The organism is Aeromonas sp. R2-1, assembly GCF_040908425.1.
Classification (GTDB): domain Bacteria; phylum Pseudomonadota; class Gammaproteobacteria; order Enterobacterales; family Aeromonadaceae; genus Aeromonas; species Aeromonas caviae.
The window spans coordinates 97,802-118,755 of the sequence record NZ_JBFODR010000023.1 but is presented as its reverse complement, the minus strand read 5'-3'; the positions used below and the strand labels follow the sequence as shown (position 1 = coordinate 118,755).

The window sequence follows — 20,954 nt, the reverse complement described above, 5'->3', positions numbered from 1 at the left end:
TGGTCAAAGGAGTCCCATCATGAGGCTCAGAACCTCAGGGTCAAGCCGATATTGGCCTGCCACTGGGTGATCAGCTCCCCTCGCACCCGAAAGGCGCAGATCTCGGGGTTGCAGAGAAACTGGCTGTCGTCGTTGACCAGGGCACCATAACCGCGCACCTCGGCCCGCACGGCCAGATGTTCGGTCAGGCGCGGCTGCACCCCGAGGGCCAGGGACATGGAAGGGGCCGTCTCGCTGTCGTAGGCATCGAAGCGGGTGACCCCGATCCCGGCGCCGATATAGGGGGCCAACAGGTTGTCCGAGAGAGTCAGGGCCCCGGCAAACTGCAGGGTGTCCACCGTCAGCCTGTCGGGTAGTTCGGGGGACACCCGGGTCGACTGGTGGCTGTAGAGCAGCTCCACCATGCCGGGGTCATCCACCTCCCTGCTGATGAAGAGCCCCCAGCTGCCGGAGCGCTCCCCTTGCAGGGTGTCGATGCCGCTCCCGTGCGGCGTGGGGGCCGGCTCGTCCATGGCCCGAAAGTCGATGGCCGAGCTGTATCCCGCAAAGGGAGTCAGCTGCCAGCCCGTCGCCGGGGGCTCGGCTGCCCAGCCCGCCAGGGGCAGCAGCAGCCCCGGCACCATCCCCATCGCTCCTCTCATGTGCTCATCCTTTGGTGAAAGACCTGCGCAAAGCATATCAGAGCGCCCGTCTCCCACACTGGACGGGGGCTGTACCAGCCCCATTGCCCCGCTCCCGATGGAAATATCTGTGCTCCCCGGGGTTATTCATCCGGGATTAACCTCGTCCCCGTAAGCTGGCGGCGCCACAGCGGTGGCATCAACAGACGAGGATCTCAGGAATGGTTGCCGCGCAACTCAACGACCCCCAAAGCACGCTCTCCGATACCCTGAGGGCCACCGCCCACGCCATCGAGGAGAGCCACATCAGCTTGCGCCAGATGCTGGCCCTGGTGGGCGAGCAGGGCATGCTGCTGTTTTGCGTGCTGCTCACGGTTCCCTTCCTGCTGCCGGTTTCCATTCCCGGCGTCAGCACCCCCTTTGGCCTGCTGATCCTCTTCATCGGCATCGGCATCACCCTCAACCGGGTGCCCTGGCTGCCCGCCTTCCTGATGGAGCGCCGCTTCGCCGCCGAGCACCTCAAGCCGACCCTGCACAAGGGGGCGGATCTGCTGGCCCGCATCGACCGCTTCATCCGCCCGCGCCTGCTCATCCTGACCGGCAGCGTGACCATCAACCGCTGCAACGGCCTGCTCATCATGCTGGCCGCCCTGCTGCTGATGCTGCCGCTGGGCGCCATTCCCTTCACCAACGCCATGCCCGCCTGGGCCATCCTGCTGCTGGCCATCGGCATGTTGCAGCGGGACGGGCTCTTCGTCGCCCTTGGCTATGCCCTGGTCGCTGCTACCCTGGTCTGGTTCAGCGCCCTGGCCATCGGCCTGCTGATGGCGGGGCAGAATATCTCGACCCTGTTCGGCTGATCTGGCCTGGCCAAATGAAAGAGGGCGACCCCGGGTCGCCCTCTTGCCTGTTCACTGCGCCCCTCAGGGTGCCCCATCGTGGGCAACCCGGTTGCGCCCGCCCCGCTTGGCCCGATAGAGCCACTCGTCCGCCCGGGCCAGCACGGTGCCAAGATCCTCTCCCGGCCGGATCAGGGTGGTGCCCAGGCTCACGGTCACGGGGGCGGGATCCGGCGCCATGGCCGCCACTGCGGCGCGGATCCGCTCCGCCACCTTCAGCAATATCCCCTCGTCTATCTGCGGCAGCAGGATCAGAAACTCCTCGCCACCGCTGCGCACGAAGAGATCCTCCCCCCGCAACTGGGCGGAGACGCACTCGCAGACCCGGCACAAGACCTTGTCTCCGGTCTGGTGGCCGAAGCGATCGTTGATCTGCTTGAAGTGATCGAGATCCAGCATGATGAGGCCGGTGAGATGCTGCCCCTGCACCCTGTGGTGATACTGGTCGAAGAAGAAGTGGCGGTTGTAGAGGCCGGTGAGCTGATCCGTCTCCCCGAGCCGCTTGAGCCGCTGTTGCAGCTCGTGCTGGCGGGTGATGCTGCGGGTCATCCAGGCCACCGCCCGCTTCCCCTCATATAAAGAGGGCAAGGGCGCTATCTTGCCCTCGAAACGCTGCATTCCCTGGGGCCCGGCGTCGGCGTCGATGCCGTCCACCTCGGCGGGAGAGAGGTCATACTCCACCACCTGCACCTGGCCGCTGGCGAGGGCCTGAGCCACCTGCACCATCACCCACTGCGCCTTGTCCTCGGGCAGCACGTCCAGCAGTTGTCTGCCGATCAGCGGGTTGCCGTTCTGGTAGGACTGCTGCTCCATCCCGCCGATGTACTCGATGTAGTAGCCATCTTCGCTGAGGATGAAAACGGGATCCGGCAACTGGGCCATCACTTCGTAGAGTTGTGCCACTGAGAGCGCCATCCGAACTCCTTACTATCCGTGGGAGTGGGTCCCTGTATCCCTGTTATACAAGACTCATGGAGTATCGCACAGGGGCAGAAAGCTGCCTGCCGGGCGGGAAGGATGCGGTCGGTGACGTGCCCACCGGACAAGCCTCCGGCAAAGGGGGTGGTAGCAATCGGGGATGCTGTCAGAGCCAGAATTGTCAGACAGTCAGGAAGGTTTTGTTGCCCTCAGGCAGTGCGACATGCCAACCCCTGTGGCGACAGAGGCGCCACAGGGGCATTCCCGCCTCCGGACAAGGGGGGCAAGGCCGGATCCCGGTCAAGAGGGATCCGGCAAACCGGCATCAGCGGGCAGCGGATCGGCTGGCATTCCAGAGCAGTTCGCCGCTCTTGAGATCCATCAGGCTCATGGCGAGCCGGTAGCGACCCCCCTCGGAGAGGAGATCCCCGTAGAGCATGTAACCCGCCCCGGTCTGGCGACCCAGACGCACCAGGGAGGCGGGGTTCATGCCCCCCTGCTGGTATTCGAGCTGACCCGTGATGGCCGCCACCTGGCCCGGATCTGCGAAACGAAAACCGCTATTGGCCTGAATGCGCTGGATCATGGCCACCGCCAGGGGCTGGGTGCTGAAGGGCTCACCTGTACCGTTCTGGGGCGCCATCAGCAGCAGTACCGGGCTGCTGCCCGCCAGCGCCTGCACATCGGCGGCCTTCAGGAAGTCATCGGCCAGGGCGACCGCCAGCCCCGTCGGTGCCACGGGTTTGGGAGCAGGCACCGGCTCGGCCTTGTCAGGCTCGGCCACGGGTTTCTCTGGTTTGGTCACCGGCTTGTCCGGCTCGCCGACCGGCGCAGGCGTCCCCCCATAGGGATTGACCGCACATCCGCCCAGCAGCAGGGCACCCACCATCAACAAGGAACGCAGCTTCATCTTTTCTCTCCGCCAGAAGTGTGCAAGGCGCACTTCGTCCATCATCCATTTTGACGGAGCCAGACTCCGCCGCCCCTCCATGCTAGAGACAAACCCGCCCCGGGTCGATGCGCACATGGGCAGGGGGCGACAGAGACTGGCGAAGCGGAGGGCACAAAAGGGTGGCAAGGCTCCACCCGATTCCGTTAGGGTAGCCAGAGCCCAGACCCCAGAGGAGCCCCCATGCACGGACCCGATCCCGCCAACCCCCACCCCATGAACGGCTTCCCCCAGGTGTGCTTTATCAAGAACACCATCAAGGGACCCAATATCGAGGTGGGTGACTACACCTATTACGACGACCCGGAGGATGCGGCGGGCTTCGAGCGCAACGTCCTCTACCACTTCCCCTTCATCGGCGACAAGCTCATCATCGGCAAGTTCTGCGCCATCGCCCGCGGGGTGAAGTTCATCATGAACGGTGCCAACCACCAGACCTCCGGCTTCTCCACCTACCCCTTCTTTATCTTCGGCAACGGCTGGGAGAGCGCCGCCCCAGCCCCTGGCAGCCTCCCCTACAAGGGAGATACCGTCATCGGCAACGATGTCTGGATAGGCTATGAGGCCCTGCTTATGCCGGGAGTCAAAGTCGGCAATGGCGCCATCATCGCCGCCCGCTCCGTGGTCACCGGCGATGTGCCCGACTACGCCGTGGTCGGCGGCAACCCCGCCAAGGTGATCCGCTATCGCTTTGACGACGACACCATCGCCCGTTTGGGCGCCCTCGCCTGGTGGGACTGGCCGGTGGAGCGGATCAGCCGGAATTTGAACTTGATCGGCGGCGGGGAAATGGACGAGTTGGAGAGGGCGGGGTGATGGCTGCCCACCTGAAGGCATCGGGAGAACCTCCCCAAACAGCCCTAGAGAGCACGGAGCCATCACCAGATCAGTGCGTTACAAGGAATTTAAAACAATCAGGTCCCACTGGAGTTATCAACATGACCATACCCGCTTTCACTGTCGTCCACTCAACACCGCCCGTCGAAACCTATCGCTATCTTCGAACCGCAGCCGGGCTCAGCCCAAAGACGCTTGAAGCAGCAGAGCGTGGTCTGCCCAATACGCTGTTTGCCGTCCAGGTGTTTTGCGGCCAGACCGCCATCGGCATGGGCCGCATCATCGGAGATGGCGGGACATTTTATCAAGTGGTTGATATTGCTGTGCTGCCTGAATATCAGGGTCAAGGGGTAGGCAAAAAGATCATGGCGGAGATCGCCGACTATATCGACCGCGAGGTACCGGAGTCAGGCTATGTCAGCTTGCTGGCAGATGGGGAGGCTTACCGACTCTATCAACAATTCGGGTTCTCGCTCACGGCGCCAGCCAGTCTTGGTATGGGGCTTAAGCGGATTGCCGCCGAAAAGTCCTGAAAAATCACTCACCTCCATACCCGGGACTGTCATGTTGGGATATCCACCTTCTTGTCTGCCCGGTGGAACAGGTCAGCCCGCAGGTGACACTGAACAGCCGCGGACAGATAGCCGTGCAGGAAGCCATCCCCCAGCCATCATCAAACAGGAAGCACCATGCAACTCACCCCACCCCAACCGCCTCAGGACGATGAGATCGAAGCGCTGCGCATTGGTCTCTCGGGCTACAACAAGGATCACGCCGGCACCCATCTGCGCGAGCGGATCGCCAGCTTTATCAAGGATGAAGAGGGCAAGGTTCACGGCGGCATCATCGCCGACATCAAGTGGGGATGGCTGCACGTCGACTGGCTCTGGATCGACGAAAGCATCCGCCGCGACGGCTGGGGCGGCCGCCTGCTCGGTGCCATGGAGCAGTACGCCCAAAGCAAGGGCATCACCAACTACCATCTGGAAACCACCAGCTTTCAGGCCCTCCCCTTCTATCAGAAGCAGGGTTACGAAGTCTTTGGCCAGCTGCCCGATATGCCGCCGGGGCATATCAGTTACTTTCTGAAAAAGCAGGATAAGTGATGCTATTCCAGCGCCTTGCCAACGCTCAACTCGTGATCCGCCCGCTCGAATCTGGCGATGCCGACGAGTTTGTCCGCGCGGCCCACGAATCGCTCGAGACGGTCGGCTGCTGGATGAGCTGGTGCTCCCGTTCATTTACTCGGGAGAGCGCGCTGGAGTGGTTTGCCAGCTGCGAGCAGGATCGCGCGGCGGGACGCGCCTTTGATATGGGCATTTTCTGCGCCACCACCGGCCAGCTCTTGGGTGGCGCAGGTATCAACCAGCAGTCGCCCCATCATCGCTACGGCAATATCGGCTATTGGGTACGGCAATCCCGCCAAGGCTGTGGCATCGCCCGACAGGCGGTCGCCCTGCTCCGTGACTTTGGCTTTCGGCAGTTGGGACAATTTCGGCTGGAGATCGTGATGGGAATTGGCAACACCGGCAGCGAAGCGGTTGCCATTGCTGCTGGTGCCACGGCCAGAAATCGCATCTTTCTTCATAGGCAGCCGATGGATGCACATATCTACGCCCTTGTCCCCGCGGACTGGTGCCTGTAGCAGGAGCATTCTGTCGGCTTATTTGAAGAACTGAGTAACTTCACTTCTGAACAAACCGGTCCGCCAAAAAGTGAATGTCTTAGACATCCATCACTAATTCTCGAGCACCCATTCTCCCTAATAGCTTGCACAGATCACAAGAGCCAAGAAAAAATGGTATCGAACTAAAGATATCCAACTCTAAGAGAAGAATTTTCTGCTTGAAACGACCTGACAAACCATCACACATTAACAACCAGGCACTCCCCCCTTCCTTTTGTATGTGGTTTAATAGACGAAGCTGAGTCCATGGAGAGGCGGAAATGAGCGTTGGCGTAGTCACTTTCTTCAAATACACGCACTTAGGTTTTTATCGCCACGGAAATGATAACTATCATGAACCGCTCGCGATGGAGGTTATGCTCTCATCTCTCCACGAGTGGTTTCAAGACAGGATATCTCTTGAAGATACTCTATTGTGGGATGATGAAACCCCTGGCTATTCTCATTGTAAAAAAGTGTACCTGAAGTCGATTGAGAAAGATGAAGCGACGGGAGAGTACATCATCATCTTGTGGCGTGCGGTGGGGAGTGGTGATGGAGTCTACGGAATCAGAGCTGATGCTCGGCTTGATGATGACACACTTTACGATGCCAATGATGCAGCTGATGGTGCGCGTGTGATTTGGGGTGAAGCTTCCTACTATTGGTTTATCCCCTCAAAAAATCTATTCGCATCAATTAGATTCCCAAACTCTATCGCTGACACAAATATGATGAACAAGTTCTTTAAAGACTTCATCTGTTTGCACGCAAATATCAGAGAAAAAAACCGCGAGGTGAAAGAAGGGAAGCAAGGGACATACACCTGCGTTTCATTTCCTGCCACAAGCGAAGATGAATCAGGCAATCTGTGGTTTAGAATATACTCGAAACAATATACGAAGTTAACAACACGGGCAGACTTAAATGCGATAGCTAGAGATATTACCCACTTTGTTAAACGTGAAGTTATCGCTGCCCGAGTGGAAAATCAACCTGACTGGACTAGGTTATTTGGTGGCCTTCCATTTATCTCTAGTGAAGTAACAAAAGACACTCGCAAGGTTGAGGTTAATATTGAAGCCAAACCGACGGCAGATGAGCTTAGGCGTATTTTAGACCAATATGGCGAAGAGTATGCTGGCGGGATGGAAGGTTGGCGAAATATCGGATTTAGAAAAGAAGGTGTTGGCGGTATCTGCTGGCTAAATAGTTTTGTTGTTAAGAGTGTTCTTACAGTTAATGACACTATTGCTAGTGGCATAGACTCGACTGGTCATTATACCGCAAGCCGAATATTCACAGCTCTTGAGTTAACTCGTGATGGATTGCTTGCTCCGTTTGCTAGAGATGAGCAAGAAGAAATTGCGGTAAGCTAGAGTGACAATAGGCACCTCCAACATGAAAAAAATGATTGCTTGGCACGTATTGGTTCTTGCTTTAATGACTTATGTAAGCCACCACTTTATGTCTGATATTACTTTCAAGGATGTAGAGGCCCTGATAGCAATCCTACAGAATACATCAGCAATGATTTTCACCATTATGGGGATCTGGATAGCATATATCTATCCAAATGCAGTATTGAGAATTGTTCAACCATCTAAGGTTACAGCTCTCTATTCAGAGGCAGATATCGAAAGGGTAAAATTATTAGTTGGTGTCGTCATATTATCGGCGACAACATTATCATTTCTTGTTATTGGTGTTGCAGCAAAACCTTTCATTGTAAAAACTGCGGCATTCACATCTAACCAAGAGGCTTTTACTGGCGTAGGCATATGGAGCCTTCTTGCTCTTACATATGCTCAACTTTTTTGCATATATATTGTCATAGCATCAAGCGTCAATTTCATATTGGACCTGAGAAACCTAAAGGCAAAGAAGAATCTATCCAGAAAACTTGATGGGGAGCAAAATGAATGAATAATCCTCAAGATACGAGTTTTTTGTTCATCGAAATGCGAAAGACAAACACTGCTTATTTAGCGTACCAAACTTAGTAGGCAGCAAGGAACGAAGTGAATTGCACCTCTATATTCAAAAAAAACGGTGTAATGCGCTCTGATTATTGCACCCTACGATTCCCCTTAGGTTATGGTGGGCACGGTTTTGGTTCCCCCTCCAATCCGCCGAGGGGAAGGGGCAAGGTCAGGAGCGCCATCAGGGATGATGGCGCAGACGCAGTCGGCACAGGGATGTGCCGTCTGCGGCGGTCCGTCCGACCTTGCACCTGACCCGAGGGAAACCGCGTAGCGGTCGGGTTGGCGGGGGTGGCCTTTCTTTTGGTGACTTTTCTTTGGCCACGCAAAGAAAAGTTACTCGCCCAAGCCCGAAGGGCGGGCGAAACCCCTTCGAGGCCAGCGGCCTCGCGTCCTGCACGGCGAAGCCGTGCCACCAAACAACGGCTCCTGCCGCCAACACCATGCCTCGGAACGGACGATTACGCCTGACGGCTAATCGACCCTACGACGGTGCGGCATAGAGCCGCATCAAGACCCCTCCCCAGCCCTCCCCTTCGCAGGGGAGGGAGCCAAAGAGTCGCCACCAGCAGGTGTGTGACCGAACGGTGCCCAATCGTTATACCGGGCGCCGCCGGCAAAGGGGGCCTGGCCGCCCCTATCGGCCCAAAAACGGCTCCCAATCCTTGAACACCGGCTGCAACCCTGCCTGCCGCACGGCGGCGGCCACTTCCCCCACCGGGCGGTCGTCGTGGATGGCGAACTGCTCCAGCTCCTCTTTATCCCCCTCGGCATAGCCACCCGGCTGGGTGCGCGACTCGGCCGACATCTGGGTGATGCCAAGGCGCACCGCGCCGTTGCGAAACGTGGCTGACTCTCGGGTGGAGAGGGACAACTCCAGCGTGGGCGAGAAGAGACGCCAGGCGCAGATAAGCTGGGCCAGCTGGCGATCCGACATGACCACGGCAGGCTCCAGCCCACCGGTGCAGGGGCGCAGGCGCGGGAAGGAGAGCGAGTAGCGGCTCTGCCAGTGGTGGCGCTCAAGCCAGGCGAGGTGCTCGGCGACGAAGTAGCTGTCGGCACGCCAGTCCGAGGAGAGGCCGATGAGCGCCCCCAGCCCTATCTTGTCGATACCGGCGCGGCCGAGCCGATCCGGCGTGGCGAGCCGCCATGCGATGTCCTGCTTGTTGCCGCGCAGGTGATGGCGGGCATAGGTGGGGGCGTGGTAGGTCTCCTGATAGACCATGACCGAATCGAGGCCGAGGGTTTTCAGCTCGGCGTACTCGGCTTGCGAGAGGGGCTGCACCTCCATCCCCACCGTGCTGAAGTGACGGCGGATGATGGGCAACACCTGCCGAAAATAGGCGAGCCCCACCTTGTGCTCGTGCTCGCCGGTCACCAGCAGCACGCTGTCAAAACCGCGCGCCTTGATGGCCAGACACTCGCGCTCAATCTCCTCGCTATTCAAAGTCTTTCGCTTGAGGCGGTTGCTCATGGAGAAGCCGCAGTAGGTGCAGTCGTTGGCACAGAGGTTCGACAGATAGAGGGGCACATAGAAGCCGATGGTGTTGCCAAAGCGCTGGCGAGTCAGCCGCTCGGCCTCGGCCGCCATCTGCGGCAGGTACGCTTCGGCGGCTGGGGAGATCAGCGCCATAAAGTCGGCCAGGGTGCGGCGGGAGGTAGTCAGCGCCCGCTCTACATCGGAGGCGGTCTTGGCGCGGATCTGCATGCCGATATCGTCCCACTCCAGCTCCTGCCATCTATCGAGAAAACTCTCCGACTTTCTCTCAACCCCCTCCCGGCCTCCCCCTTCACAAGGGGGAGGTGTTAATCCGCCCCCCCGATCTCCTACTTCACAAGAGGGCGAAGTCGACACTCCCTCCCCTGGCAAGGGGAGGGTCGGGGTGGGGTCATTGGCATGCTGACTCATAACGCCCCCAGAAAATCGGTGAGCGGGCTGGAGGCTTGCGCCTGCAGGGCGCGCGCGCCGAGACCTGCCTCATAGGCGCTGCGACCGGCGGTGCAGGCCAGTGCAAAGGCGCGGCCCATGGCAATCGGGTCGCCGCTCACCGCGATGGCGGTGTTGACCAGCACGGCATCGGCGCCGAGCTCAAAGGCGGCGGCGGCGTGGCTCGGTGCACCGATGCCCGCATCCACCACCACGGGCACATTGGCCTGCTCGACGATGATGGAGAGAAACTCCCGGGTCACCAGCCCCTGATTGGAACCGATGGGAGCGCCCAGCGGCATCACGGCGGCGCAGCCCACCTCTTCCAGCCGCTTGCAGAGCACGGGGTCGGCGCCGCAGTAAGGCAGCACCACAAAGCCCTCTTTAACCAGCTGCTCGGCGGCTTTCAGCGTCTCGATGGGATCTGGCAGCAGGTAGCGGGGATCGGGGTGGATCTCGAGCTTGAGCCAGTTCGTGCCCAGCGCCTCGCGGGCGAGGTGGGCGGCAAATACCGCCTCGGCGGCGGTCTTGGCCCCCGAGGTGTTGGGCAGCAGCTTGACCCCGAGTTGCCGAAGGGGCGTGAGGATATCGTCGTGGGCCTTGCCCGGTTCGAGCCGCTTGATGGCCATGGTCACCAGCTGGGAGCCGCTTGCCTCGATGGCGGCGGCCATCAGTTCCGGGCGGGCAAACTTGCCGGTGCCGGTGAAGAGGCGCGATGAGAAGGTGTGATCGGCAATTGTCAGCATGTCAGCCTCCGGCCACTGCGATAAGAAGAGATGAGGCCCCGCCGCAAGGCAGGGCGCTCGAAGATGGGACTGCGAGCATCATGGATCAGCCTCCCGCGATGGCGGTGAAGAGGTGGAGTTCATCCCCGTCATTGAGACGGGTCTCGGCCCAGCGGCCACGGGGCAGCACGGCGCCGTTAAGGGCCACCGCTACCCCCTGAGGGGGAATCTCCTGCACCGCCAGCAGCTCAGTCAGGCGCTGGCCGGTGGGCAGCGTCAGCTCGATATCGTTCAATCGGATCTTCATGGTTAATTCTCCTGAGCCGGGTGGGTGCTGCCGCAAACCGGGCAATCGGGGTCGGGAGCCAGCGTGAGGGTCTGCCACTGATGGGTCAACGCATCGAAGCGGCGCAATGTGCCCGCCACCGGGCTCGGCATCCCGAGCAGCAGTTTCAGTGCCTCCAGCGCCTGCAAAGAGCCCATCACCCCGACCAGCGGGCCGGTGACACCGCTGGTCTCGCAGCTCTGACTCACCTTGGTATCCAACGGATAGAGGCAGGCGTAGCAGGCGTGATCGCTGCTGGTGCGCACCATCAGCTGCCCCTGCCAGCCCACTGCGGCGGCACAGACCCAGGGCTTGCCCTGGGCCACGCAGGCGGCGTTGATGGCCTGGCGGGTGGCGAGGTTGTCGCAGCAGTCGATCACCAGATCCACCTCGGTCACAAACTCCGGCAGGCTGGCGGCATCGAGTCGCTGATTGATGGCAATCAGCTCCACCAGCGGGTTGTGGGCGGCCAAGCGCTCGCGGGCCAGCTCCGCCTTGGAGTGGTTGACCGCCTCGCTATCGAACAGGATCTGGCGCGGCAGATTGCTGGAGTCCACCGTATCGCCATCGGCCAGCCACAAAGTGCCCACCCCGGCCCCGGCCAGATAGAGGGCGAGCGGCGAGCCGAGCCCGCCGAGACCGACGATCAGCACGGACTTATCCTTGAGCCGCGCCTGACCGGCTTCCCCAATTTCCGCCAGCATCAGCTGGCGGCCGTATCGCAGATACTCTTTGTCACTAAGAGAAGCGGCATCAGAGCGCATGTTCTGCCTCCCGTATCACGCAGGCCGAGCGCGGTTCATCCCCCGCCCCCACGGCAGCGAGCAGCCGCTCGGTCGCGCCCTGCCAGTCATCGCTCGCCGTGATGGCCGAGACCAGCGCAATGCTGCCGACCCCGCTTGCCTTGACCGCCGCCACCCGCTCCTCGCTGATGCCACCGATGGCCACCGTGGGCCACTGCGCCATCAGGGCGCGGTAGTGGTGCAGCCGCGCCAGCCCCTGGGGGCGCGAAGGCATCGCCTTGGTGTTGGTCGGGAAGATATGGCCCAGCGCGATATAGGAGGGGGCCAGCTCGCGGGCCCGCATCAGCTCGAAGTAGCCGTGGGTGGAGATGCCAAGGCGCAGCCCCGCCGCCTGAATGGCGGCGAGATCGGCGGTCTCCATATCCTCCTGCCCCAGATGCACGCCCCAGGCGCCCGCCTCGATGGCCTGCTGCCAGTAGTCGTTGATAAAGAGCCGCGCCCCATGACGGCGACCAAGCTCAACCGCATCACGAATGGCCGGCGCCACCTCTGTGGCGGGCAGATTCTTGATCCGCAGCTGGATGGTCTTGACCCCGGCCCCCAGCAGACGCTTGAGCCACTTGACCGAGTCCACCACCGGATAGAGGCCGAGGTTGTGTTCGGTCGGCGCAAAGGGGCCCTGCGGCAGACGGGCGCTGCTCGCTTCATACAATCCAAAGCGGCGATCGAGCGGTGAGCCCGCCAGCACGGCACGGGGGAAGTGGGCAAGATCGGCAGGCCAGCCGAGATGGGCGATGGGCCCCGGGCCTGCCCCCACCCCTTGCGCCGCCGCCAAGCCCTGTTGCAGGTAGGCCCGCGCCAGGGTGATGGCGTCCTCCACCGGATAGTCCTGCGCCACCACGGCGGCGATGGCGCTGGCGTAAGCGCAACCGGTGCCGTGACCGTGGCGGGTATCGAGGCGCGGCGCCGCCAACCAGAATTCGCGGGTCTCATCCTGGTAGTAGTCGAGGCAGAAATCCCCGCCCCATTCAAGGTGGCCCCCCTTGACCAGCACGGCGCGAGCGCCGAGTTCGCGCAGCCGCCGGGCGGCGAGGCGCACCAGCTCGGGACTGGTGGCGGGCAGGCCGGTCAGGGCTTCCAGCTCGGGACCGTTGGGGGTGATGAGCGACAGACGTGGCAGCAGGTGCTCGCGCACCGCCACCAGCATGCCGGGCTCCGCCATGGGGGTGCCGGTGCTGGCGATGGCCACCGGGTCGTAGACCACGAAGGGAGCCTCGACGGTCGACAGGCGACGGGCCAGCACCTCTACGTGCAGCCGGGTCGGCAGCAGGCCTATCTTGATGGCGGCGGGTGGCAGATCCAGCCCCAGGGCATCGATCTGGGCGGCGAAGGTCTGCATCAGCACGGGGTCGACCATCTTCACCGCCACCGAGTTCTGGGCCGTGATGGCGGAGATGACGGAGCAGCCGTGTACGCCGAGGTCATGCATCGTGTGCAAGTCGGCCTGAATGCCGGCCCCGCCGCCGGAGTCGGACCCGGCGATGGTCCAGACCACGGGGCGGGCCTGCGTCACAGGCGACAGGTCGGCGGGGCTGACAGCCCCGCGCTCGCTGCTCACGCCTCCTCCCCTGCGGCCTGCTTCAGGGTCGCCGCCTGATGGTAGATCTCGCCGCCGGTCTCCTTGAAGGTTTCAGCCATGCGGGCCATGCCGCTCTCCACCTCGGCCACCACCCGCTCCTGCTGACCGTCCATGCCGACCAGCTTTATCTCTACGGCTTCCAGTTTGGCGGCATAGTCGCGCACGTCCTGGGTGATCTTCATGGAGCAGAACTTGGGCCCGCACATGGAGCAGAAGTGGGCCACCTTGCCGGACTCCTGAGGCAGGGTCTCGTCGTGGTAGGCGCGGGCGGTGTCGGGATCCAGGGCCAGGTTGAATTGATCCTCCCAGCGGAACTCGAAGCGCGCCTTGGACATGGCGTTGTCGCGGATCTGGGCGCCCGGGTGACCCTTGGCCAGATCGGCGGCGTGGGCGGCGATCTTGTAGGTAATCAGCCCCTGCTTCACATCCTCCTTGTTGGGCAGGCCCAGGTGTTCCTTGGGGGTCACGTAGCAGAGCATGGCGCAGCCGTACCAGCCGATGAGCGCGGCGCCGATGCCGGAGGTGAAGTGATCGTACCCCGGGGCAATGTCGGTGGTGAGCGGGCCCAGGGTATAGAAGGGCGCCTCGTGGCAGTGCTCCAGCTGCTCGGTCATGTTGCGCTCGATCATGTGCATGGGCACGTGGCCGGGGCCCTCGATCATCACCTGCACGTCGTATTCCCAGGCAATTTTGGTGAGCTCGCCCAGGGTGCGCAGCTCGGCGAACTGGGCCTCGTCGTTGGCGTCATAGACGGAGCCCGGACGCAGACCGTCCCCCAGCGACAGACTGACGTCGTAGGCGGCGCAGATCTCGCAGATCTCGCGGAAGTGTTCGTAGAGGAAGTTCTCCTTGTGGTGCGACAGGCACCACTTGGCCATGATGCTGCCACCGCGCGAAACGATGCCGGTGAGGCGCTTGGCGGTCATCGGCACGAAGCGCAGCAAGACGCCTGCGTGGATGGTGAAGTAGTCCACCCCCTGCTCGGCCTGCTCCAGCAGGGTGTCGCGGAACAGCTCCCAGGTGAGGTCTTCGGCGATGCCGTTGGTCTTCTCCAGCGCCTGATAGATGGGCACGGTACCGATGGGCACCGGGCTGTTGCGCAGGATCCACTCGCGGGTCTCGTGGATGTAGCGGCCGGTGGAGAGATCCATCACGGTGTCGGCGCCCCAGCGGGTGGACCATACCAGCTTCTCCACTTCCTCTTCGATGCTGGAAGTGACCGCCGAGTTGCCGATGTTGGCGTTGATCTTCACCAGGAAGTTGCGGCCGATAATCATGGGCTCGGCTTCCGGGTGGTTGATGTTGCTGGGGATGATGGCGCGGCCGGCGGCCACTTCATCGCGCACGAACTCGGGGGTGATGTTCTGGGGCAGTCTGGCGCCAAAGCCCTGACCCGGGTGCTGGGTGCGCAAGAGTTCTGAGCGCACCCGCTCGCGGCCCATGTTCTCGCGCAGGGCGATAAATTCCATCTCGGGGGTGACGATGCCTTGGCGGGCATAGTGCAGCTGGGTGACCCGGCGGCCCGGCTTGGCACGACGGGCGCTCGGCAGATGTTCGAAGCGCAGGTGATCCAGCCCCTCGTCCGCCAGGCGCTCCTGAGTGAAGGTGGAGCTGAGCCCGTCCAGCGCGTCGGTGTCATCGCGCTCCAGCACCCAGGCTTCCCGCAGGCGCGGCAGACCGCGGCGCACGTCGATGGGGGCGGCCTCTTCCCCATAGGGGCCCGAGGTATCGTAAACCGGCACCGGCTCGTTGGGCTCGAACTGGGGAGCGTCCTTGGTGCCGCCGACGAAGGTGTCGGCCAACTGGATCTCCCGCAGGGGCACCCGGATGTCAGGGCGAGAACCCTGGATAAAGATGCGGCGGGAGTTAGGGTGCGCCATCCCCTTGAGGTTGTCGATAAAGGTCTGGGCGCTGGAGCGCTGCTCGCGGCGACTGGATTTGGTGGTATCAGAAACATTGGTAGACATAGCAAAACTCACATTAACTGGTTGAAGTTATGGGTGTTTGCTTGTCTGGAGTTCGAGGAGAAGATGAACTTGCGGCGGGGTGTGCTCGGGGGAGTGAGTCGGGCATGGATCTTCCCTGCTCTGCCGTCCCTCTGCCCTGTGTGGCAGATCCGCAGGCCTGACGGCCCGGCGGGACAACCTCCCCCTGTGCGCCTGTGCCAGCCAGAGGCGGTCTGCCTCCAGCTGGCGGGAAGGTGTGCCTTCCCCGGCGCGGTAACCCGCAAGTTACCCTTGTTTCCCTTCGCAGGTCTTAACCTGATCAGGTTCCACGGATCCCGAATTAACGGTCTCAGCTTAGCGTCGTTCGACGGTCAGCACTCCGACAAGATGTGCGCCAGTATAAGTGGGGAAATTTAAAGTACAAGCCATTAACAAGGGGAAAGGGAGAGAGGTCTCACTCTTCGGCGTCGAGGGGATCCTCGGGGTCGGGAATGAGGATGTCGGTGAGGCGGCCCTCTTCATCCCGGCTCAGCACCAGGCGGCGACCCGGTTGCAGATCGGCGGCGCTGCCGTTGATCCAGCGAGTGTCAGCATCAAACACCAGCATGCCGAGATCCTGTAGCAGCAATGCCTGCTGATTGTGGGTGAGCAGTCGATCCTCCGCCCGCCGCCAGCTGGCCCCGAGCGCCGGATCCGGCGCCCCGTCGAGCACCCGGATCGTCTCGGCGACGCCGTAGCGGCTCTGGATCGCGAGGTGCATGCCGGGCACGAGCCCGTCCGGCTGCGCCACGCCGTGCAGTTCGGCACTGCCGAGCTCCAGCTCAGCCCCCTGGAATTGCAGGCGCACCCCGTCGTTGTGCTCCAGCTCCACCAGCCAGAGCTCGGCGTCGTCGGCAAGGGTGCAGAAGGGCAACAGCAGCAGGCAGAGTGCGGTTCGGGTCATGGCAGACGGTCCGGGGTCACGGGGTGAGGTTTAACTATGGCCCCGGACGGGCAATTTTTCCCGGTCCGCCCTGACCAGTCAGTCATCCTCCCGGCACTGGCTCAGGCGCATGCCGTCAAACTTGCACTCCAGCTCCAGCCAGCGTCCCTCAAACGGGGAGAGGCTCCCATCCGAGGTGACATAACCCCAGATCCGTCCCCCTTCCACCGGCCCTTCCAGCTCCATCTCGTCCTCCTCCTCCAGCGCCTCCACCTCGCGAATGAGCCGCCGCTCCCCTGCCGCCGTCTCCTGCACGACCCCTTCCAGATCGACCCAGGTCCCACCGAGATCGTCCTCATCCAAACCATCCTTGAAGCGGGTGCGCTCATCGATCACGAAGGGAATGCCGTTGACCATCAACTGGCCAAGCTGCCAGGTGGTGCGGCCCGTGAGCTTGAACTCGGCCGCCTGCACCAGACCAAAAGGCAATAGAATCAATAACCAGAAGGCGCGGAGAGACTTCTTCATCGGGGATCCTCGGGGTTACACTGGCACACAGGATGACCCATCCGGTGTGAAATGGCCGTGAAATAGCGGCACAGACCAGGAGATCAGAGCATGAAAATACTGGTGGTGGAAGACAGTCCCCAGGTGGCGGAGACCATCATGGACTATCTGGCGCTGGCCGGGCACAGGGTGGATTGCGCCTATCATGGCCAGGCCGCGCTGCAACTGCTGGCCCAGGAGCGCTTCGACGTCATCATCATGGACGTCATGATGCCGCGCCTCGACGGCCTGCGTACCGTGGAGCGGCTGCGTGCGGACGGCATCGCGACCCCGGTGCTCTTTCTCACCGCCCGTGACAGCCTGGAGGACAAGCTGGCAGGCTTTCGGGCGGGGGGCGACGACTATCTGGTCAAGCCGTTCGCCATGGAGGAGCTGGAGGTGCGCCTGGAGGCCCTCAGCCTGCGTGGCCCCAGAGGGGACATGGGCGTGCTCTGCTTTGGCGATCTGACGGTGGATCCCGCCAGCGGCCGCGCCACCCGCGCCGGCGTCGAGCTCAAACTCGGCAAGATCCCGTTCCAGATCCTCACCCTGCTGGTGAAGCGCGCGCCACAGCTGGTGACGCGCCAGGAGGTGCTCGACACCGTCTGGGGCGACGAGGAGCCCGACTCCGACGCCCTGCGCAGCCACATCTATGCCCTGCGCAATGTCCTCGACAAGCCCTTCCCCACCCCCATGCTGGAGACCCTGCACGGCCAGGGCTACCGGCTGGTGACCCCATGACGAACCCGACGCCGCCCCTTGCCTCCGGCCTGCCGAGCCTGCGCCGGCGCCTGGTGCTGGCGCTGGGAGGGGCCGGTCTGCTGCTGCTGGTGATCCTGAGCCTGCTGATGGTGGTGGCCGAGAACAAGATGGAGGAGCTGAGCCTGCGCCACTGGCTGGAGGCGGAGGCAACCCGCTATGACGACGACTGGTTGCGCCTCGGCATGGCGGCCCCCGCCCCCAGCCCGCGCCAGTTCTCCAGCTACTGGACAGAGGCGGGCCGCCTGCCCGCTTGGCTCAAGGCCTACCAGAGCCCCGGCTTCTTCGAGCATCAGCTGGGCCGGGAGGACAAGCATTTCCTGGTACGCGCCCACCCCTCGGGTCAGGGGCTGCTCTATCTGGTGTTCAACGACGATGCGGACGACTACCTGGACCCTTACGAAGCCAAGCTGCATCTGGTGACCCGCCTCATCGGCCTGGCCCTGCTGCTGGGGAGCCTCGCCTTCGGCATCTGGCTGGTGCGTCACATCACCAGGCCGCTGGAGCGGCTGCGCCAGCGGGTCGCCCACCTCACCCCGGATCAGGGGGACTTCGTGCCCGATGCCCCCTGGCAGGAGCTGCGAGAGATAGAGCAGGCGCTGCTGGCGGGCAAGCACGAGGTAGCCGCCGTGTTTGCCCGTGAACAGGAGTTCAGCCGCTTTGCCAGCCACGAGCTGCGCACCCCCAACATGGTGATCCAGGGATCCGCGGCCCTGCTCGGCAAGGTGAATGACCTGCCCGCCCCGGCAGCCCGCGCCGTCAGCCGCATCCGCGCCGCCGCCGACGAGATGGCCCTGCTCACCGAAACCTTCCTGCTGCTGGGACGCAAGGAGGCCGTGGAGCGCCCGCCCCAGCAGGTGGCGCCGCTCATTCGCCGGGAGCTGACCCGCCTCGCCCCCCTGCTGCAACGGGAGACGCTGGACATTCGCCTGCAACTGGACGAGGAGAGCGAGGTGCAGGCCCCCCTCTCCCTGCTCGCCATCGCCCTCGGCAACCTCTTGAAAAACGCCCTGAGCTACGCCGAGGGGCACATCGAGATCACCCTGCACGAGCAGGTGCTCACCATCAGCAACCCCACCGCCGCCGCGCCGGATCAGATCCTCGGCTACGGCTGCGGCCTCACCATCATCCAGCGCATCTGCGAGAAGCTGGGCTGGCAGATTGAGACCCATCTGGTGGAGGGGGTCTTCAGCGCCCGGCTGGTGATGATCCCCGGCGCCCCCGGGGCGGCATAACCCCCTCATTCCCGGCCCTTCTTCCCGGCTGTTCAACACAGTGGGAGAAGGGAGACACTTCCCGGCAAGCCCGCTGCCTTCCAGCCCCCCCAGATAGCAACAAGGCGCCCGAGGGCGCCCTGTGTTTACCTGTCTGACACTCGTTTGGGACTCATTCCGCCGGCTTGTGCTTGCGGCTCGCCTTGAGCTCGAGGAACTCGATGATCTTGCCCGCCACGTCCTTGCCGGAGGCGGCTTCCACCCCTTGCAGGCCGGGGGAGGAGTTCACCTCCAGCACCAGCGGGCCGCGGGCGCTACGCAGAATATCCACCCCGGCCACGTCCAGCCCCATGATCTTGGCGGCCTGCACGGCGGTGGCACGCTCTTCCGGCGTGATCTTGATGGCTTCGGCGGTGCCGCCCCGGTGCAAGTTGGAGCGAAACTCCCCCGGCTGGGCCTGGCGGCGCATGGCGGCCACCACCTTGCCGTTGACCACCAGGCAGCGGATATCGGCGCCGTTGGCCTCGCGGATGTACTCCTGCACCAGGATGTTGTTGTTGGTCTGGATAAAGGCCTCGATGACGCTCTCCGCGGCCTTCTGGGTTTCGCACAGCACCACGCCAATCCCCTGGGTGCCCTCCAGCAGCTTCACCACCAGGGGGGCGCCCCCCACCATGGTGATGAGATCCGGTACGTCGTGGGTGCTGTGGGCATAGCCGGTCACCGGCAGGCCGATGCCGTGACGGGAGAGCAGCTGCATGGCGCGCAGCTTGTCCCGGGAGCGGGAGATGGCCACCGAGCTGTTGAGAGCCATGGTGCTCATCATCTCGAACTGGCGCAGCACGGCGGTGCCATAGAAGGTGATGCTGGCACCGATGCGCGGGATCACTGCGTCATAGCTCTCCAGCTCCCGTCCTTCGTAATGGATGGAGGGGCTGTGGGAGGCGATGTTCATGTAGCAGCGCAGGGTGTCGAGCACCTCGACCTGGTGCCCACGGGCCCGGGCCACCTCGACCAGACGGCGGGTGGAGTAGTTGTTGGGCTCACGGGATAAAATGGCAATATTCATGGAAATGGCAGACCTGATAATCGGACTGGAGAGTATAAGGTGCCATGAACGACTGGCAACGCCAATCCTTTCCCCTCACCATGCGCGGTTCTGCAAGAACGGGCAAAAACCGAGAGTGCCGCACTCAAGAACGGACCAAAGCCAGGGACCGTTCTGCAAGACAGCGCCAGCCACCAGCCCTCATGCCGGATGGCGCCAGCGACGTCAATGGGGGCCGCGCAGCCCTTGCTGCAACTCAAGCAGCAGGGCGACCTCCTGCAAACGGCGCGCCGTGGTGCCGGCCCAGCCTCCCAAAGGCACGGGGGCCAGCAGGGTCTGGGCGATGCAGTGGCGATAGAGGGGCCCCTCATGTTGTCAGCCCCGCATCCCGTCGACGTCGTGATGGTGCAGCCACTCCAGGTTGCCGCAGCGAAGCAGCTCGATGCGCCGCCCGTCCTTGAGGTGCAGGCAAAGCCCCTTCTTCTACACCCCGGGACCGGCATACTTGTCGAGCCAGAGGGTCAGGGGCACCCCTGCCGCCTCGCCGCGCAGGCAGGCCCGCCCCTCGGCGGTCTCCAGATCCCCGCGCCGGATGGGCTGCCCCAGCCGGTCGCAGACGCCCTCCGCGATCAGGTGCAGGCGGTCGTCCCCACCCAGGGCCACCAGCAGTTCCCGGATCATCGCCAGCAGATGGGTGCCGATGTCGAGGATCACCCCGTCTGGATGGCGCAGGACCCGCCGATCCGGCTCCCCGGTGGCGAAGTTGAGGGCATAGGGATGCCCCGCCTCGTCCAGGCCACAGGGTTCCAGCAAAAAGCCCTCCACCGCGCTGATATCGGCGAGGGTGGCCAGCCCGACCCCGGCGCCCTCTGGTTCCCGAGGCTGCCAACCTTCATCCAGTTTGCCGCTCAGCAGCAACTGCTGGACGGCATTGCGGGCCATCCAGTGATCCAGCGCCAGCACCCTGGCTGCCACCTCGGGGGCCGCCAGCAGGGTGTGCAGGCGATCGTGCTGGGCCAGGGTGGCCACCACGGGTTTCTCCACCAGGATGAGGGGAATGGCGCTGGCCAGTGCCTGCTCCAGCACGGGCAGATGCAGCAGGGAAGGGGTGGCGATCACCAGCCGATCCAGGGGTTCGGCCAGCAGGGCTTCCAGGGTCGGGGCAGACATGACGCCGGGCAGGGTGATGGCGGGATCAAAACCCCATATCTCGGTATTTTCCGCCAGGGCGGCGAGTGCAGGCAGATAGGCTGTCTGCACCACGGCCCCCAGACCGACAAATCCAATCT

At 62.9% G+C, this 20,954-nt stretch carries 22 protein-coding genes and 1 riboswitch; of the genes, 9 read left to right on the top strand and 13 right to left on the bottom strand.

The features are described 5' to 3' along the window. Nucleotides 1–26: 26 nt before the first annotated feature. Nucleotides 27–641: an outer membrane beta-barrel protein gene (locus AB5Y80_RS06740; protein WP_368172706.1), complete on the bottom strand. Its 615-nt coding sequence runs from the start codon at nucleotides 639–641 to the stop codon at nucleotides 27–29. 200 nt (nucleotides 642–841) lie between these two features. On the opposite strand from AB5Y80_RS06740, the gene AB5Y80_RS06735 reads away from it, so the two are divergent. After that, entirely contained in the window at nucleotides 842–1,480 is a 639-nt protein-coding gene (locus tag AB5Y80_RS06735; RefSeq protein ID WP_010672675.1) for an exopolysaccharide biosynthesis protein, read from the top strand. Between the two features lie 63 nt (nucleotides 1,481–1,543). Here the strand turns inward: AB5Y80_RS06735 and AB5Y80_RS06730 are convergent, their stop codons facing one another. Together AB5Y80_RS06730 and AB5Y80_RS06725 are read right to left on the bottom strand one after the other, a co-directional pair. Next, nucleotides 1,544–2,434: a sensor domain-containing diguanylate cyclase gene (locus AB5Y80_RS06730; protein ID WP_182955665.1), complete on the bottom strand. Its 891-nt coding sequence runs from the start codon at nucleotides 2,432–2,434 to the stop codon at nucleotides 1,544–1,546. A 328-nt stretch (nucleotides 2,435–2,762) separates the two neighbouring features. Continuing rightward, complete coding sequence (locus tag AB5Y80_RS06725) at nucleotides 2,763–3,347, bottom strand: hypothetical protein (RefSeq protein ID WP_010672673.1); 585 nt, start codon at nucleotides 3,345–3,347, stop codon at nucleotides 2,763–2,765. A gap of 222 nt (nucleotides 3,348–3,569) precedes the next feature. Here AB5Y80_RS06725 and AB5Y80_RS06720 point away from each other — a divergent pair, with 222 nt between their 5' ends. The 6 genes from AB5Y80_RS06720 to AB5Y80_RS06695 all read left to right on the top strand — a co-directional run bounded on the left by AB5Y80_RS06720 (nucleotide 3,570) and on the right by AB5Y80_RS06695 (nucleotide 7,815). After that, complete coding sequence (locus AB5Y80_RS06720; RefSeq protein ID WP_368172705.1) at nucleotides 3,570–4,202, top strand: Vat family streptogramin A O-acetyltransferase; 633 nt, start codon at nucleotides 3,570–3,572, stop codon at nucleotides 4,200–4,202. 122 nt (nucleotides 4,203–4,324) lie between these two features. Continuing rightward, entirely contained in the window at nucleotides 4,325–4,756 is a 432-nt protein-coding gene (locus AB5Y80_RS06715) for a GNAT family N-acetyltransferase (protein WP_368172704.1), read from the top strand. Between the two features lie 156 nt (nucleotides 4,757–4,912). After that, nucleotides 4,913–5,329 (top strand): GNAT family N-acetyltransferase, encoded by a 417-nt coding sequence (locus tag AB5Y80_RS06710; RefSeq protein WP_282414477.1) that lies wholly within the window; start codon nucleotides 4,913–4,915, stop codon nucleotides 5,327–5,329. Further along, nucleotides 5,329–5,868 carry a GNAT family N-acetyltransferase gene (locus AB5Y80_RS06705; protein WP_368172703.1) on the top strand — a complete coding sequence of 180 codons (540 nt, stop codon included), beginning with the start codon at nucleotides 5,329–5,331 and terminating at the stop codon, nucleotides 5,866–5,868. Before AB5Y80_RS06710 ends, AB5Y80_RS06705 begins: the two co-directional genes overlap by 1 nt. A gap of 302 nt (nucleotides 5,869–6,170) precedes the next feature. Continuing rightward, the gene (locus AB5Y80_RS06700; RefSeq protein WP_201933797.1) at nucleotides 6,171–7,268 is read left to right on the top strand and encodes a hypothetical protein; all 1,098 of its coding nucleotides are present in this window, start codon (nucleotides 6,171–6,173) and stop codon (nucleotides 7,266–7,268) included. Between the two features lie 22 nt (nucleotides 7,269–7,290). Next, nucleotides 7,291–7,815, top strand: coding sequence for a hypothetical protein (locus AB5Y80_RS06695; protein WP_201933800.1), 525 nt, complete (start codon nucleotides 7,291–7,293; stop codon nucleotides 7,813–7,815). Between the two features lie 693 nt (nucleotides 7,816–8,508). Here the strand turns inward: AB5Y80_RS06695 and thiH are convergent. The 8 genes from thiH to AB5Y80_RS06655 all read right to left on the bottom strand — a co-directional run bounded on the left by thiH (nucleotide 8,509) and on the right by AB5Y80_RS06655 (nucleotide 16,626). Next, nucleotides 8,509–9,780: a 2-iminoacetate synthase ThiH gene (thiH, locus tag AB5Y80_RS06690; RefSeq protein WP_368172702.1), complete on the bottom strand. Its 1,272-nt coding sequence runs from the start codon at nucleotides 9,778–9,780 to the stop codon at nucleotides 8,509–8,511. Beyond that, nucleotides 9,777–10,544 carry a thiazole synthase gene (locus AB5Y80_RS06685; protein WP_368172701.1) on the bottom strand — a complete coding sequence of 256 codons (768 nt, stop codon included), beginning with the start codon at nucleotides 10,542–10,544 and terminating at the stop codon, nucleotides 9,777–9,779. The genes thiH and AB5Y80_RS06685 overlap by 4 nt, the downstream gene beginning before the upstream one ends. Before the next feature lie 85 nt (nucleotides 10,545–10,629). Beyond that, nucleotides 10,630–10,830, bottom strand: coding sequence for a sulfur carrier protein ThiS (thiS, locus tag AB5Y80_RS06680; protein ID WP_039040452.1), 201 nt, complete (start codon nucleotides 10,828–10,830; stop codon nucleotides 10,630–10,632). A 2-nt stretch (nucleotides 10,831–10,832) separates the two neighbouring features. Then, complete coding sequence (locus AB5Y80_RS06675) at nucleotides 10,833–11,612, bottom strand: HesA/MoeB/ThiF family protein (RefSeq protein ID WP_160838142.1); 780 nt, start codon at nucleotides 11,610–11,612, stop codon at nucleotides 10,833–10,835. Beyond that, nucleotides 11,602–13,209 carry a thiamine phosphate synthase gene (gene thiE, locus AB5Y80_RS06670; RefSeq protein WP_368172700.1) on the bottom strand — a complete coding sequence of 536 codons (1,608 nt, stop codon included), beginning with the start codon at nucleotides 13,207–13,209 and terminating at the stop codon, nucleotides 11,602–11,604. The genes AB5Y80_RS06675 and thiE overlap by 11 nt, the downstream gene beginning before the upstream one ends. Further along, nucleotides 13,206–15,197, bottom strand: coding sequence for a phosphomethylpyrimidine synthase ThiC (gene thiC / locus AB5Y80_RS06665; protein ID WP_368172699.1), 1,992 nt, complete (start codon nucleotides 15,195–15,197; stop codon nucleotides 13,206–13,208). The genes thiE and thiC overlap by 4 nt, the downstream gene beginning before the upstream one ends. Before the next feature lie 257 nt (nucleotides 15,198–15,454). Then, nucleotides 15,455–15,568: riboswitch (TPP riboswitch) on the bottom strand. 62 nt (nucleotides 15,569–15,630) lie between these two features. Continuing rightward, nucleotides 15,631–16,119, bottom strand: a complete 489-nt coding sequence (locus tag AB5Y80_RS06660; RefSeq protein ID WP_368172698.1) for a hypothetical protein — start codon at nucleotides 16,117–16,119, stop codon at nucleotides 15,631–15,633. Nucleotides 16,120–16,197: 78 nt separating this feature from the next. Next, entirely contained in the window at nucleotides 16,198–16,626 is a 429-nt protein-coding gene (locus tag AB5Y80_RS06655; RefSeq protein ID WP_368172697.1) for a hypothetical protein, read from the bottom strand. A 90-nt stretch (nucleotides 16,627–16,716) separates the two neighbouring features. Between AB5Y80_RS06655 and AB5Y80_RS06650 the strand changes: the two genes are divergently transcribed. Together AB5Y80_RS06650 and AB5Y80_RS06645 are read left to right on the top strand one after the other, a co-directional pair. Next, entirely contained in the window at nucleotides 16,717–17,385 is a 669-nt protein-coding gene (locus tag AB5Y80_RS06650) for a response regulator transcription factor (RefSeq protein WP_039040446.1), read from the top strand. Next, a complete protein-coding gene (locus tag AB5Y80_RS06645; RefSeq protein ID WP_048208915.1) occupies nucleotides 17,382–18,638 on the top strand; it encodes a HAMP domain-containing sensor histidine kinase in 1,257 nt (418 codons plus the stop codon). The genes AB5Y80_RS06650 and AB5Y80_RS06645 overlap by 4 nt, the downstream gene beginning before the upstream one ends. Nucleotides 18,639–18,789: 151 nt before the next feature. On the opposite strand, the gene rimK is transcribed toward AB5Y80_RS06645, so the two are convergent. Together rimK and AB5Y80_RS06635 are read right to left on the bottom strand one after the other, a co-directional pair. Continuing rightward, nucleotides 18,790–19,686 (bottom strand): 30S ribosomal protein S6--L-glutamate ligase, encoded by an 897-nt coding sequence (gene rimK / locus AB5Y80_RS06640; protein ID WP_010672657.1) that lies wholly within the window; start codon nucleotides 19,684–19,686, stop codon nucleotides 18,790–18,792. Nucleotides 19,687–20,148: 462 nt separating this feature from the next. Further along, a complete protein-coding gene (locus AB5Y80_RS06635; protein ID WP_368172773.1) occupies nucleotides 20,149–20,952 on the bottom strand; it encodes a Gfo/Idh/MocA family oxidoreductase in 804 nt (267 codons plus the stop codon). Nucleotides 20,953–20,954: the final 2 nt, after the last annotated feature.